The sequence below is a fragment of the Nesterenkonia sedimenti genome, from assembly GCF_012641515.1.
GTDB classification, from domain to species: Bacteria; Actinomycetota; Actinomycetes; order Actinomycetales; family Micrococcaceae; genus Nesterenkonia; species Nesterenkonia sedimenti.
On sequence record NZ_JABAHY010000001.1, the window covers coordinates 329,441 to 343,509 of the forward strand.

Here is a 14,069-nt window from a genome sequence, read left to right on the forward strand (position 1 = left end):
TCGAAGGAGCCTGACTCGTGGCCGAAGAATTCGACGTACTGGTCCTTGGTGGCGGATCCGCCGGTTATGCTGCGGCACTGCGCAGTGTCCAGCACGGCTTTTCCGTCGCTCTGGTGGAGAAGTCCAAACTCGGCGGCACCTGCCTGCACACCGGATGCATCCCCACTAAGGCATATCTGCACGCTGCAGAACTGGCTGATGAGGCCAGGGAGTCCGAGAAGTACGGCGTCAACGTCGACTTCAAGGGCATCGATATGGCCAAGGTCAAGGAGTACAAGGACGGCATCGTCGCCGGAAAGCACAAGGGTCTTTCCGGCCTGCTGAAGATGCGCAAGGTCCAGGTCATCGAGGGCGAGGGCAAGCTGGTCTCGCAAAACGAGGTCGAGGTCGCTGGAACCACTTACAAGGCTAAGAACATAGTTCTGGCAACCGGTTCCACCTCCAAGACCTTCGGCTTGCCGCTGAGCAATAAGATCATCACCTCCACCGAGGCACTGGAACTGGACTACACCCCGAAGTCCGCCATTGTGCTCGGCGGCGGTGTGATCGGCTCCGAGTTCGCCTCCGCCTGGAACTCCTACGGTGTCGACGTCACTATCATCGAGGGCCTGCCCAACCTGGTGCCCAATGAGGATCCCGCGATCATCAAGCAGCTGGAGCGCTCCTTCAAGAAGCGTGGCATCAAGTTCAACACCGGCACCTTCTTCAAGGAGGTCGAGGAGACCTCCGATGGCGTGAAGGTCACCCTGGAGGACGGCAAGTCCTTTGAGGCCGAGATCTGCCTGGTCGCCGTCGGACGCGGCCCGGTCACCGAGGGTCTGGGCTTCGAGGACCAGGGCGTCACCCTGGACCGCGGCTTCGTGATCACCGATGAGCGCCTGCACACTGGCGTGGGCAATATCTACGCCGTCGGGGATATTGTTCCCGGCCTGCAGCTGGCCCACCGCGGTTACCAGCAGGGAATCTTCGTCGCTGAGGAGATCGCCGGCAACAACCCGGTCATCGTCGAGGACATCAACATCCCCAAGGTGACCTTCACCGAGCCCGAGATTATGTCCGTGGGCTACACCCAGCCCAAGGCTGAGGAGCAGTTCGGCAAGGATCAGATCGAGGTCACCGAGTACAACCTCGCCGGCAACGGCAAGTCCTCGATCCTCGGCACCGGCGGCATCATCAAGATGGTCGGCGTCAAGGGCGGTCCCATTGTCGGCGTCCACGGCATCGGCTCCCGCATCGGTGAGCAGATCGGTGAGGCCCAGCTGATCGTCAACTGGGAGGCGTACCCGGAGGATGTCGCCACCCTCGTCCACGCCCACCCCACCCAGAACGAAGCGCTTGGAGAAGCCGCCATGGCTCTCTTCGGCCACCCCCTCCACGGCTGAGAAGCACCCAAGAGAATTCACGAGTAGGAGCCGGACCAAATGTCTGAGACTGTCACCCTTCCCGCACTCGGTGAATCTGTCACCGAAGGCACTGTCACCCGCTGGCTCGTTGAGGTCGGAGAGGAGGTCGAGGTCGACCAGCCCATCGTGGAGGTCTCCACGGATAAGGTCGACACTGAGGTGCCCTCCCCTGTTGCCGGTACCGTCCAGGAGCTGCTGGCCGGTGAGGACGAAACTGTTGAGGTCGGTGCCCCGCTGGTGAAGATCGGCGAGGGCTCCGGTGGATCTGACAGCGGCGACGACGCCGGCTCCGCCCAGGAGCAGGAGGAGGCCGCCGCCGAAGCTGAGTCCCCCGAAGAGACCCAGGAGGCCGCTGAAGAGGAGGCCCCCACCCCGGCTGCCGGTGAGTCCGGCGGCGGTGAGGCCACCCCCGAGGAGGACAGCCCCGCCGAGGACACCGGCGGCGATGTCCAGGAGGTCACCCTCCCCGCTCTCGGTGAGTCGGTCACCGAAGGCACTGTCACCCGCTGGCTGGTAGAGGTCGGCGATGATGTCGAGGTCGACCAGCCGATCCTCGAGGTCTCCACCGATAAGGTCGACACTGAGGTGCCCTCCCCTGTGGCCGGTAAGGTCCAGGAGCTCAAGGTCGGTGAGGATGAGACGGTCGAGGTCGGCGCTGTGCTGGCCCTGATCGGTTCCGGCGCACCGGCTGCGAAGTCCCAGGAGCCCACCGATGAGGCTGCTGAGTCGGCACCTGCAGAGGAGCCCAAGGCTGAGGAGCCCCAGCCGGAACCGGCGAAGGATGAGCCAAAGCCTGAGCTGAAGCAGGAGAAGGAGGCTGAGCCCAAGTCCAGCGGCTCCGAGTCCTCCGACACCTCTGCCGAGGGCTATGTCACTCCTCTGGTCCGGAAACTGGCCAAGCAGGAGGGCGTGGATCTCTCCAGCATCAAGGGCACCGGAGTTGGCGGTCGGATCCGCAAGCAGGATGTTCTTGAGGCCGCAGAGTCCAAGAAGCCTGCAGCTGACTCCGCTCCCGCCTCCGGTGGCGAGACCAAGGCTGCCCCCAAGGTTGAGGTGGACACCACCAAGCGCGGCACCACGGAGAAGGCTCCGCGGATCCGCCAGGTCATCGCCCAGCGGATGAACGAGTCCCTGGACATCTCCGCCCAGCTGACCCAGGTCCACGAGATCGATATGACCCGGATCGTGAACCTGCGGGCCAAGGCGAAGAACGCGTTCAAGGAGCAGAATGGCGCCAACCTCACCTACCTCGCCTTCATCGCAGTGGCCACCACTGAGGCGCTGAAGCAGCACCCGGTGCTCAACGCCCAGTACGATCAGGACTCCCAGCAGATCACCTACCACGATGCCGAGCACCTCAGCTTCGCTGTGGACACCGAGAAGGGCCTCATGGTCCCGGTGATCTCGGATGCCGGGGACCTCTCCCTGGCCGGTATGGCCAAGAAGATCGCCGATGTCGCCGAACGGACCCGCTCCAATAAGATCAGTCCCGAGGAGCTCTCCGGTGGAACCTTCACCATCACCAACCTCGGTTCCTTCGGGGCTCTGTTCGACACTCCGATCATCAACCAGCCCCAGGTGGCCATCCTCGGTCCGGGTGCCATCGTCAAGCGGCCTATGGTCGTCACCGATGAGGACGGCAATGAGAGCATCGGCATCCGCCATATGATGTACCTCTCGCTGACCTACGATCACCGCATCGTCGACGGCGCAGACGCCGGTCGTTTCCTCCAGACCCTCAAGCAGCGTCTTGAGGACGGGAACTTCCAGGTCTGATCCACCGCCTCATTCGGGGCACAAGACCCCAGAATCGCAGAAACCCGGTTCCCCTTCGGTGGGGGCCGGGTTTCTGCGTTGCCGGAAGGACTGTGGGCAGCTCCTGCAGGGTGGCGTCATCGGCATGGGCGGTCATATCCAGGGCCTCAGGCTCGGCACAGCGGTAGATCTCCGAGGCGAACTCCCAGGCACTGGGACGACTTCCGGGATCTGCCTCCAGAGCATCCTCCAGCAGTACCCCCAGCTCGCGGCGGGCCCGCGGCAGCAATGCTGCCAAGGGCGCCCTGCGCTGATCCCCATCAGGCAGCTGACCGGTCAAGGCATACCAGGTGGCAATCGCCAGCTGCCGGATATCCCCAGCAGCCGTTCCCGCTGTGTGCTCCATGCCCAGCAGCGTGGAGTCCCCGAGATCAGCCAGCCCGGGCCTACCTTCAGGGGTCAGCAGAATATTGGCAGCCGAGACATCACCATGGGCGGCCCCGCAGTCATGTAGATGCGCCAGGGCCTGGGCCACCGGGGAGAAGACGGTCACCGCCTGACCAGGGGTCAGCATCCGGCTGGTCCGCAGGAATCGGGCCAGAGAACCGCCGGTATAGGCCTGGAGGATCAATACCGGAGCCCCAGCAGTGGAGGCGATGCCCAGGGGTTTGACCAGATGCTCATGCAGCAGCGGCACCATGGCCTCCAGTTCGGCCCGAAGTGTCCGGGTGGGGACACTCCCGCGGGCGGACTGCAGAGGAATCTTCAGTGCCACCGTCTCCGGCAGCTTCTTACTCGGTAATATCCAGTCGACAGCGGAGTCTGCCCCGCAGGTGCGACGGGCCAGCCACACCGCACAGCGGCCGCCTACCCCCAGCGGTCGCAGGGGCGTCAGCCCGGGGATCTTCACCGGTGAGCTCGGCAGTGAGAGGCTTCGAAGGTCCATACCTCCCAAGGATGCCGTCGATTCCGAAAACCCGCTGAGGTTATCCACAGGCAGAATTCACTCATCGGGTGCCGATCAGGAGTAGGCTGGTCCCCATGGTTTTGCACACTCGCTACCTCGGCTTCGACCCCGATCTGGTCGACTACACCGAAGCCTGGGATCTCCAGCGCCATCTGCATCAGCAGATCGTTGAGGGCACCGCTGAATCCACCCTGCTGCTGCTGGAGCATACGGATGTCTATACCGCTGGGAAACGCACTGAGGAGCAGGACCTTCCCCAGGACGGCACCCCTGTGGTCAATGTGGACCGCGGTGGGAAGATCACCTGGCACGGCAGGGGTCAGCTGGTGGGCTATCCCCTGCTGCACCTGCGTGACCGATCTCTGGTCAAGGACTACGTCTGCGCCCTGGAGTCAGCGATCATCAAAGTGCTGGCTGAGGACTTCGGTATCCACGGTCAGCGCGTCGATGGACGCTCCGGAGTCTGGCTGCTCGAGGCCGGTCGGGCAGACCGCAAAATCGCAGCCATCGGCATCCGTGTCCACCACTCGGTGACCATGCACGGTTTCGCCCTGAACTGCTCCAATGATCTCTCCCCCTTCGGCAGCATCATCCCCTGTGGGATCTCCGATGCCGATACCACCAGCATCTCTGCCGAGCTCGGCAGAACTGTCACCCCCGAAGAACTTGCCCCCCGTCTGGATGAGGAATTGCAGGCTGTACTGCCACGTTACATCCAGAGCACAGTGTCACCGCAGATGAAAGAGGCTGTTTGATGAGTGGATGCGCCCCCGCGGCTGCAGGAACCGGAACGATCGCGCCAGAGGGACGCCGGATGCTCCGGGTCGAGGCCAAGAACGCGGCGGTGCCCGTGGAGCGTAAACCCGAGTGGATGCGCACCAAGGTCAAAATGGGCTCCGAATTCGCCGAGATGAAGAAGCGAGTGGGTTCCAAGGGCCTCCACACTGTCTGCGAGGAGGCTGGCTGCCCTAATATCTTCGAATGCTGGGAGGACCGCGAGGCCACCTTCCTGATCGGCGGTTCAGCCTGCACTCGGCGCTGTGACTTCTGCGAGATCGACACCGGCCGGCCCGCCGCTCTGGATGAGGCCGAGCCCCTGCAGGTCGCCCAGTCGGTGGCCGAGATGCAGCTGCGCTACGCCACCGTCACCGGTGTGGCCCGTGACGATCTCCCCGATGAAGGTGTCTGGCTCTACGCCGAGACCATCCGCAAGATCCACGAGCTCAACCCCGGAACCGGGGTCGAGATCCTGATCCCTGACTTCTCCGGCAAGCCGGAGAACATCGCCGGCATCTGCGAGGCCAAACCAGAGGTCTTCGCCCATAACGTCGAAACTGTTCCCCGCATCTTCCGCCGCATTCGGCCCGCCTTCCGCTATGAGCGTTCCCTGGATGTGCTCACCCAGGGTCGCGACCACGGAATGATCACCAAATCGAACCTCATCCTGGGTATGGGTGAGACCCGCGAGGAGATCTCCGAGGCTCTTCACGACCTTCACGACGCCGGCTGCGATCTGCTGACCATCACCCAGTACCTGCGCCCGACTCCCCGGCATCTGCCGGTGGACCGTTGGGTCAAACCCCAGGAGTTCCTCGAGATCCAGCAGGAGGCCGAGGAGATCGGCTTCCTGGGCGTGATGTCTGGACCCCTGGTGCGCTCCAGCTACCGAGCTGGATCCCTCTGGGCCAAAGCCATGCAGCAGAAGGGCCGGGAGATCCCGGCAGAACTGGCACATATCGAGCCCAGCGGACAGACCAAGCAGGAAGCCGCCACTCTCGTAGCTGCAGGGTTCTGAGCTAGACTGAGCCTCATCATGGCATCACAGTCCTCCACTCGCAGCAAAGCACAGGCCAAAGCTGAGCTGAAGAAGCTCCGCGAACAGCAGAAGGCCCAGAAACAGCAGGCCAAGGCCGCCCGCAAGGCCAAGAAGGCCTCAGGCGAAGGCGTCTTCTCCCGGATCAAGCAGGTCTTCAATATGACCCGCTCATATGACCCCAAGATCCTCTGGTGGATGCTTCTGGTCGCGGTCCTCGTCTTCACGGTTATCTTCGTCCTGCTCAACTTCATCATCCACTGGATCGTCGCACTGATCCTCGCCCTGCCCTTCGCGCTGCTGGGTGCGATGATCACTATGAACCGGCGCGCCGAAAAAGCGGCCTTCGCACGCATCGAAGGCCGACCCGGTGCAGCTGCCGCGGCCCTGGGCACCCTTCGCCGTGGTTGGGCCGTCACTGAGGAACCGGTGGCCATGGACCCCAAGACCCAGGACGCAGTCTTCCGCGTCACCGGCAAACCCGGTGTCGTCCTCGTCACTGAGGGCCCCAAGGGCCGAGTCAAGAAGCTGGTCGGCAAAACACAGAAGCAGCTGCGCCCTGTGCTGCGCAATGAGGTTCCCATCCACATCGTCCAGTCCGGACGCGGTGAGGGCCAGGTGCCCCTGCCCAAGCTGACCAAGCACATCAAGAAGCTGGATAAGTCGCTCAATAAGCACGAAATCCAGGAAGTCGAACGCCGACTCTCCACCCTGCCCATCGGCAAGCCGCCGATCCCCAAGGGTGTTGACCCCTGGCGGGCTAGGCCCGACCGCAAGGCTCTGCGCGGCTAAGGGAGCCCTCTGCGAGCGATCCGCTTCGCTCCGCTCGGTCGCGGTACCTAGCGGTTCGTACCGCTTCCCTCCCGTCCCTTGCAGCTCATCACGCACAGAACTCCCTTGGTTCTGATAGACTGGATAGCTGTCTGGCAGGCAGAAGTGCGCCTTCTGCCGTAGTCACCGAGCAAACGGCAGCTCGAGCTCTCCCTATTGAGAAACACACGGAGGCCAGGTGCTGCCCATGTCACTGCCATGGGCAGCGGATAAACATCATGCCGCAAGCAGAAAGAGAAGAGAATGCCTAAGACTCCATTGCGTGCACGCCGCACCGTGAAGGCCTCACGTGCCCTCGGCGTCGCGCTGACTCCCAAGGCCCAGAAGTACCTGGACCGCCGCCCCTACGGCCCCGGCCAGCACGGCCGCACCCGGCGCCGCACCGACTCCGACTACGCCGTCCGGCTGCGCGAGAAGCAGAAGCTGCGCGCACAGTACGGCATCCGCGAGTCCCAGATGCTGCGCTACTACGAGGAAGCCAAGCGGATGAGCACCGGTCTGACCGGTGAGAACCTCATCGAGCTGCTGGAATCCCGTCTGGACGCCCTGGTCCTGCGTGCTGGCTTCGCCCGCACCATCGCCCAGGCCCGCCAGTTCGTGGTGCACCGCCACATCCTGGTCAACGGCAAGCGAGTGGACCGTCCCTCCTTCCGCGTGAAGCCGGGCCAGATGATCCACGTGCACGAGCGCAGCGAGAAGTTCGAGCCCTTCCAGATCGCCGCAGCCGGCGCCCACCAGGAGGTCCTGCCGGATGTTCCCGGTTACCTCAACGTGGAGCTGGACAAGCTGCAGGCTACTCTGACCCGTCGCCCCGAGCGCTCCGAGGTCCCCGTGACCTGCGAAGAGCAGCTCGTGGTTGAGTACTACGCTCGCTGATCCACAGCAGATCCTTCACAGTGCCCGCCGAATCCCATCTGGGGTCCGGCGGGCACTGTGCTTTCGCATAGACTTGACCGGGTGCTCCCCGCAGTGGGGAACACCATCTACCGGCTGAACTGAACCGCAGGAGAAGAGCTTGAAGTCTCAGGACATCACCCGCACCTGGTACGACTACTTCGAGGCCAAGGGCCACACCAAAGTGCCATCGGCGTCGTTGGTCTCCCCGGAGCCCTCACTGCTGTTCACAGTCGCGGGAATGGTGCCCTTCATCCCCTACTTCACCGGTGTCGAGACCCCGCCCTACCCCCGGGCGGTCTCCGTGCAGAAATGCATCCGCACCGAGGACATCGAAGAGGTCGGCAAAACTGCCCGACACGGCACCTTCTTCCAAATGTGCGGCAATTTCTCCTTCGGCGATTACTTCAAGGAGAAGGCCATCCCCATGGCCTGGGAACTGCTCACCGCACCGGTGGACGGTGACCCCGAAACCGGTGTTCGCGGCTTCGGCCTCGACCCCGAACGGCTCTGGATCACCGTCTACCAGGACGGTGATGAGCGCGATGACGAGGCCCGCGAGATCTGGGAGAACGTCGTCGGGATCCCCTCCGAACGCGTGGTAGGCACCGGCAAATCGGATAACTACTGGTCCACCGGTCAGCCCGGCCCCGGCGGCCCCTGCTCAGAGATCTACTACGACCGTGGCCCCGCCTACGGCAAAGAGGGCGGCCCCGCAGTCGATGAGGACCGCTATGTGGAGATCTGGAACCTAGTCTTCATGCAGGACCGGCTCTCAGCGGTCCGCTCCAAGACAGACTTCGATATCGCAGGCCCCCTGCAGAATAAGAACATCGACACCGGCCTGGGTCTCGAACGCCTCGCCATGATCCTGCAGGGCGTTGAGAATATGTACGAAACCGACCAGGTGCGCCCGGTGCTCGACCGGGCCGCAGAGCTGGCCGGGGTGAAGTACACCTCCACTGAGGATCCCGCCGATCCCAATCACGCCACCGATGTCCGGCTGCGGATGATCGGCGATCACACCCGCAGCGCCCTGATGCTCATCGCCGATGGGGTTCGCCCCTCCAATGAGGGCGGCGGCTATATTCTGCGCCGGCTCATCCGCCGAGTCATCCTGGGGATGCGCCTGCTGGGCTTGGAGAAGCCCGCCTTCGGTGAACTCATCACCGTCTCCAAAGACGCCATGAAGGGCGTCTACCCCGAGGTGGAACAGCGCTTCGAGACCATCAAATCTGTGGCAGTGAAGGAGGAACAGGCCTTCCTGCGCACCATCACCGCCGGCACCGCCCGCCTGGAGAGTGCCGTGGCCACCGCGAAATCCTCCGGTGCCCCGCTGGCCGGAGATGAAGCCTTCGCCCTGCATGACACCTACGGCTTCCCCATCGACCTCACCCTGGAGATGGCTGAGGAAGCCGGTGTCAGCGTTGATGAGGGCACCTTCCGAACCCTTATGGCTGAGCAGCGCGAACGCGCCCAGGCCGATGCCCGCGCCAAGAAGTCCGGGCATGCCGATACCGAGGTCTACCGCAAGCTGCTCGGTGACACCCCCACCCACTTCACCGGCTACACCGAGCACAGCACCGAATCCACTATCCGGGGCATTCTGGTCAACGGCGAATACCGCAACAGCGCCTCAGCTGGCGAGAACGTGGAGATCGTGCTGGATGCCACTCCCTTCTACGCCGAAGCCGGTGGCCAGGCAGCAGATATCGGACAGATCACCGGAGACGGCTTCATCCTGCAGGTCAACGATGTCCAGTCCCCCATCGGCGGTCTCTCCGTGCACCAGGCCCGGGTGCTGGAGGGTGAGGTCAGCCTGGGCGCAGCCGCCCTGGGCACCATTGATGTGCGCCGTCGCCTCGATGCACAGAAGGCGCATTCGGCAACCCACATCATCCACGCCGCACTGCATGATGTGCTGGGGCCCGATGCGGTACAGGCCGGCTCCTTCAATAAGGAGGGCTACCTGCGCTTCGACTTCACCCACGACGACGCCCTCTCCCCCAACGCCCGGCAGGAACTCGAAGAGCGCTCCAATCTCGCGATTCGGGATAACCACCAGGTGCAGACCCAGACCATGCCCCTGGAAGAGGCCAAGGCCCTGGGCGCGATGATGCTCTTCGGAGAGAAGTACAGCGATACCGTCCGGGTCGTGGAGATGAACGGCCCCTGGTCCCGTGAGCTCTGCGGCGGAACCCATGTGGAGTCCACCGCTGAGATCGGCACGCTGGCCCTGCTCTCCGAGGCCTCGGTGGGCTCGGGCAATCGGCGTGTGGAGGCCCTGGTGGGCCTTGATGCCTTCAAGCACTTCGCCGCTGAGCGCACCCTGGTCAATCAGCTCACCGAAATGCTGAAGGTCCCTGCTGACCAGGTGCCCAACCGGATTGAATCCACCCTGGCCAAACTCAAGGAGACCGAACGCGAATTGGAGCGGCTGAAAGCTGAGCAGCTCCGCGCCCAGGCCGGACAGCTGCTGGACTCCGCAGTCGACGCCGATGGGGTCTCCGTACTGGCTCATAACGCTGGATCCGCCGGTGGTGACGATCTGCGTCAGCTGGTTATGGACCTCCGCGGCCGCTTCGGCTCCCGGGCCGCTGTGGTCGCCGTGGCCGGCGAGGCCAAGGGCCGCCCGGTAATCGTCATCGGCACCACTGAGGAAGCCCGTACTGAAGGCCTGAAGGCCGGTGACCTCGTCAAGGTCGCCACCGGTGTCCTCGGTGGTGGTGGCGGCGGCAAGCCAGATCTCGCCCAGGGCGGCGGTCAGGATGCCAGCAAGATCGATGAGGCCCTTGAGGCTGTGGTGACCGCAGTACGGAGCCGCTGAGATGAGCGCTCGTGCCGGGGTGCGTCTGGCCGTTGATGTCGGTGAAGCCCGAGTTGGGCTGGCTGCCACGGACCCCGATGCCCTGGTTGCCACCCCGGTGATGACTCTGCGGCGCTCCGCCTCGGGATCAGATCAGCGGATGTTGATCAAAATCGCCGTTGACCGCGCCGCCAAAGTCATCTATGTGGGTCTTCCGCTCTCCCTGTCGGGTGCTGAGACCGCCTCGACCCAGGCGGCCCGGGAATACGCTGAAGATCTGGTCAGGGCCCTGGCTGAGGCTGAGCTTGAGGCGGAGATTCGGCTCGTGGACGAGCGGCTGACCACTGTCAGCGCCTCAGAGAAGATGCGTGCATCAGGTCGCAAGGCGAAAGACCAGCGGGAGGCCATTGATCAGGCCGCTGCCGTGGAGATCCTCAATCATGCCCTGGAGACCCGGGCCGCACTGGGCACTGAACCGGGCCAGCCGGTTTTCCCCAGCAGTTAGGGTTTTCAACAGGTTGTGCCGACCCCGGTTGCCGGATACCGCGGCTGGGGAGATGCTGTCCTCTATGGCAGCCCATAGTCCAGCCCGTCTCAGTGTGCCGGCCCCTGCCGGCATCTACCGCGCCGGCTACCCCTTCACCGCCGAGGAGCTGCAGGTCATGACCAATGAAGGTCTGCTGCGGCATATGTTGGCAGATGTCTACGCCGAGGCGGGGCTGAGAGATACAGCGGCCCACCGTGCCCTGGCCGCCACTGCCCTGCTGAACCAGACCCTGCGTGCCCGCGGGGTAATCTGTGGGGAGTCGGCGGCCTGGGTTCATCTGGGGCACCCGGAACCACCCCGACGCACTGCAGTGATCGCCAGTGGTACCTACCGTAAGCCGACTGCTGCCACCGGCCGATGGCAGGTCCACCAGGTGCGCCTGTATGCTTCCGAGATCCAACAGTTGGGCCGGGTGCGGGTGACCACTCCAGCCCGAACTGTGGCGGATCTCTTCACCGGGGTCGGGCTGGACGGCGAACCGATGGCTAAGCCGGTGGATACCGTGCTGGCCCGAGCCCAGCATCCCACCCCTCAGCTTCTGGACTGGCCAACCGCAGAGGGGGACTATCACCAGCTGAAGACCCGACTATCCCTGATCGGCAGGCTCCTGGAGAGCTCCTCGCAGCCCGAGGCCGTGCAGGAGCTTGCCGGAGGGATTACTCGGCAGCTGTGCCGCGGCGGCTGGGATGAAACCCGGGAGAAGAGTATCCGGGAGATCTTAGATCAGTGTGTCTCGCGGCGTTTGCCCACGGTGCGGTAGACATCGTAGACCCCATCAATACGCCGCACAGTGTTGAGCACATGGTTGAGGTAGCGGGGATCGCCCATCTCAAAGCTGAACCGTGAGATCGCCACCCGGTCCTTGGAGGTGTGCACGGTCGCCGAAAGGATATTGACCTGGGATTCGGCCAGGGTGCGGGTGACATCTGAGAGCAGTGATTTCCGGTCCAGGGCCTCCACCTGGATCTCCACCAGGAAGACCGAGGATTTCGTCGGCGCCCATTCGACCTCGATGAGCCGGCCGGGCTGATCCCTGAGTTGCTTGACGTTGCGGCAGTCCGCCCGGTGGACCGATACCCCCTGACCGCGGGTGACGAAACCTTCGATCTCATCCGGGGGCACAGGCGTGCAGCAGCGAGCCAGTTTGGCCAGCACATTGCCGGCACCTTTGACGATGATCCCGGCATCGGAATAATCAGTGGGCTTGGTGGCCGGGGAGGTGATCGGAGTGGTGTCGTGCTCCTCCGACTCCTCCTCATCGTCGTTGAAAAGATCCAGCAGATGCTCGATGACGTTCTGGGTGGAGACATGCTCCTCCCCCACCCCGGCATAGAGTCCGGAGATATCCGTATAGTGCAGCTGTTCAGAGACAGTCAGCAGCACATCGGGGTTCATCACCTTCTGCAGCGGAAGGCTGGACTTGCGGATCGCCTTAGTCAGCATCTCCTTGCCGCGTTCGATGGACTCCTCGCGGCGTTCCTTGGAGAACCAATGCCGGATCTTATTCCGTGCCCGGGCCGATTTCACGAACATCAGCCAGTCATTTGAGGGCCCGGCTCCTTCGGCCTTGGAGGTGAAGATCTCCACCCAGTCCCCATGATTGAGCTCGCTGCTGAGCGGGACCAGTTTCCCGTTGACCCGGGCACCGATGGTCTTATGGCCCACATCGGTGTGGATGGCATAGGCGAAATCCACTGGTGTGGCCCCGGCCGGCAGGGAGATGACTTCACCCTTGGGGGTGTAGACGAAGACTTCCCGGGTATTGATCTCATACCGCAGGGATTCGAGGAACTCATCGGGGTCTGTGGTCTCGGACTGCCAGTCCACCAGGGACCGCAGCCAGCCAATATCTGCGGTGGTCTGGTTCATCTGGGTGGCCTGACCCTGAGCCTGGCCTGCAGTGGGCGATTCGGTGCTCTCTGGGGTTGCCCCGGCTGCCCGCTGGTCCTGTTTGTACTTCCAGTGAGCGGCCACACCGTATTCGGCCCGGCGGTGCATCTCGTGAGTGCGGATCTGGACCTCAACGGGCTTACCTGCCGGTCCCAGCACTGTGGTGTGCAGCGACTGGTACATATTGAACTTCGGCATGGCGATATAGTCCTTGAACCGCCCCGGCAGCGGGGTCCACCGGGCATGCAGTGCGCCCAGTGCGGCATAGCAGTCCCGCACCGATTCCACCAGCACACGCACGCCCATGAGGTCGTGGATATCGTCGAATTCCTTACCCCGGACGATCATCTTCTGGTAGATCGAGTAGTAGTGTTTGGGCCTTCCGGTGATGGTGGCCCCAATACTTGACTCGTTGAGGTCATCGGCGATGATGCTGCGCACCTCGGTCAGGAACTTCTCCCGCTGCGGGGTCCGGTCCCCCACCAGTCGCACGATCTCCTCATAGACCTTGGGATAGAGCGCGGCGAAGGAAAGGTCCTCCAGCTCCCATTTGATCGTGTTCATACCCAGCCGGTGCGCCAGGGGCGAGAAGATCTCCAGGGTCTCCTTGGCCTTCTTCGCGCTCTTCTCCGGCGGCACATAGCGCCAGGTGCGGGCGTTGTGCAGCCGGTCGGCGAGTTTGATCATCAGCACTCGGATGTCCTTGGCCATGGCCAGGACCATCTTGCGCACAGTCTCAGCCTGGGCGGCATCGCCGAACTTCAGCTTATCCAGTTTGGTGACACCATCGACCAACAGGGCGATCTCCTCACCGAAGTCCCCGGTGAGGGTATCGAGGCTGTAGTCGGTGTCTTCAACGGTGTCATGCAGCAGTGCTGCGGCCAGAGTCGCCCCATTGAGCCCCAGTTCGGCCAGAATCGTTGCCACGGCCACCGGATGGGTGATGTAGGGGTCCCCGGATTTCCGTTTCTGCCCGGCGTGGTGATGATGGGCGACGTCGAAGGCCCGGCGGATGAGTTCGAGGTCCTGTTCCCCGTTCTGGGCTCGGATGGCCCGCAGCAGGGGCTCCAACAGGGGCGAGTCGGCGGACTCGGCCAGGGTGCCCACAGTGCGTGGGGGGCGGGCGGCCTGCGCCTGGTCACGGTCCTTCATGAAAGAACAGT

11 protein-coding genes are annotated in these 14,069 nt (G+C 63.5%); 9 read left to right on the forward strand and 2 right to left on the reverse strand.

Annotated features, from left to right (window positions below; all coding sequences use genetic code 11):
• Window positions 1–17 precede the first annotated feature (17 nt).
• A complete protein-coding gene (gene lpdA / locus HGQ17_RS01615; protein WP_168886210.1) occupies window positions 18–1,382 on the forward strand; it encodes a dihydrolipoyl dehydrogenase in 1,365 nt (454 codons plus the stop codon).
• A 39-nt stretch (window positions 1,383–1,421) separates the two neighbouring features.
• A complete protein-coding gene (gene sucB, locus HGQ17_RS01620) occupies window positions 1,422–3,179 on the forward strand; it encodes a 2-oxoglutarate dehydrogenase, E2 component, dihydrolipoamide succinyltransferase (protein WP_168886211.1) in 1,758 nt (585 codons plus the stop codon).
• Here sucB and HGQ17_RS01625 read toward each other — a convergent pair.
• Entirely contained in the window at window positions 3,142–4,104 is a 963-nt protein-coding gene (locus tag HGQ17_RS01625) for a protein kinase domain-containing protein (RefSeq protein ID WP_168886212.1), read from the reverse strand. The two genes, sucB and HGQ17_RS01625, sit on opposite strands and share 38 nt — an antisense overlap.
• A 95-nt stretch (window positions 4,105–4,199) precedes the next feature.
• Here HGQ17_RS01625 and lipB point away from each other — a divergent pair, with 95 nt between their 5' ends.
• The 7 genes from lipB to HGQ17_RS01660 all read left to right on the forward strand — a co-directional run bounded on the left by lipB (window position 4,200) and on the right by HGQ17_RS01660 (window position 11,776).
• A complete protein-coding gene (gene lipB, locus HGQ17_RS01630; protein WP_168886213.1) occupies window positions 4,200–4,880 on the forward strand; it encodes a lipoyl(octanoyl) transferase LipB in 681 nt (226 codons plus the stop codon).
• On the forward strand, window positions 4,880–5,920 hold the full coding sequence (gene lipA / locus HGQ17_RS01635; protein ID WP_168886214.1) for a lipoyl synthase: 1,041 nt from the start codon (window positions 4,880–4,882) through the stop codon (window positions 5,918–5,920). Before lipB ends, lipA begins: the two co-directional genes overlap by 1 nt.
• An 18-nt stretch (window positions 5,921–5,938) precedes the next feature.
• A complete protein-coding gene (locus HGQ17_RS01640) occupies window positions 5,939–6,730 on the forward strand; it encodes a DUF4191 domain-containing protein (RefSeq protein ID WP_168886215.1) in 792 nt (263 codons plus the stop codon).
• A 282-nt stretch (window positions 6,731–7,012) separates the two neighbouring features.
• On the forward strand, window positions 7,013–7,645 hold the full coding sequence (gene rpsD, locus HGQ17_RS01645) for a 30S ribosomal protein S4 (RefSeq protein ID WP_168886216.1): 633 nt from the start codon (window positions 7,013–7,015) through the stop codon (window positions 7,643–7,645).
• 139 nt (window positions 7,646–7,784) lie between these two features.
• Complete coding sequence (gene alaS, locus HGQ17_RS01650) at window positions 7,785–10,490, forward strand: alanine--tRNA ligase (protein WP_168886217.1); 2,706 nt, start codon at window positions 7,785–7,787, stop codon at window positions 10,488–10,490.
• Window position 10,491: 1 nt separating this feature from the next.
• A complete protein-coding gene (gene ruvX, locus HGQ17_RS01655) occupies window positions 10,492–10,974 on the forward strand; it encodes a Holliday junction resolvase RuvX (RefSeq protein WP_168886218.1) in 483 nt (160 codons plus the stop codon).
• A gap of 64 nt (window positions 10,975–11,038) precedes the next feature.
• Entirely contained in the window at window positions 11,039–11,776 is a 738-nt protein-coding gene (locus HGQ17_RS01660) for a hypothetical protein (protein WP_168886219.1), read from the forward strand.
• Here the strand turns inward: HGQ17_RS01660 and HGQ17_RS01665 are convergent.
• Window positions 11,740–14,058: a RelA/SpoT family protein gene (locus HGQ17_RS01665; RefSeq protein WP_168886220.1), complete on the reverse strand. Its 2,319-nt coding sequence runs from the start codon at window positions 14,056–14,058 to the stop codon at window positions 11,740–11,742. The genes HGQ17_RS01660 and HGQ17_RS01665 overlap by 37 nt on opposite strands.
• Window positions 14,059–14,069 lie beyond the last annotated feature (11 nt).

Bases quoted from the DNA above. Each gene is read 5' to 3' on its own strand.
- lipB (WP_168886213.1), top strand. From the start codon at position 4,200: ATGGTTTTGCACACTCGCTACCTCGGCTTCGACCCCGATCTGGTCGAC.
- lipA (WP_168886214.1), top strand. From the start codon at position 4,880: ATGAGTGGATGCGCCCCCGCGGCTGCAGGAACCGGAACGATCGCGCCA.
- sucB (WP_168886211.1), top strand. From the start codon at position 1,422: ATGTCTGAGACTGTCACCCTTCCCGCACTCGGTGAATCTGTCACCGAA.
- HGQ17_RS01625 (WP_168886212.1), bottom strand. From the start codon at position 4,104: ATGGACCTTCGAAGCCTCTCACTGCCGAGCTCACCGGTGAAGATCCCC.
- HGQ17_RS01665 (WP_168886220.1), bottom strand. From the start codon at position 14,058: ATGAAGGACCGTGACCAGGCGCAGGCCGCCCGCCCCCCACGCACTGTG.
- HGQ17_RS01660 (WP_168886219.1), top strand. From the start codon at position 11,039: ATGGCAGCCCATAGTCCAGCCCGTCTCAGTGTGCCGGCCCCTGCCGGC.
- HGQ17_RS01640 (WP_168886215.1), top strand. From the start codon at position 5,939: ATGGCATCACAGTCCTCCACTCGCAGCAAAGCACAGGCCAAAGCTGAG.
- rpsD (WP_168886216.1), top strand. From the start codon at position 7,013: ATGCCTAAGACTCCATTGCGTGCACGCCGCACCGTGAAGGCCTCACGT.
- ruvX (WP_168886218.1), top strand. From the start codon at position 10,492: ATGAGCGCTCGTGCCGGGGTGCGTCTGGCCGTTGATGTCGGTGAAGCC.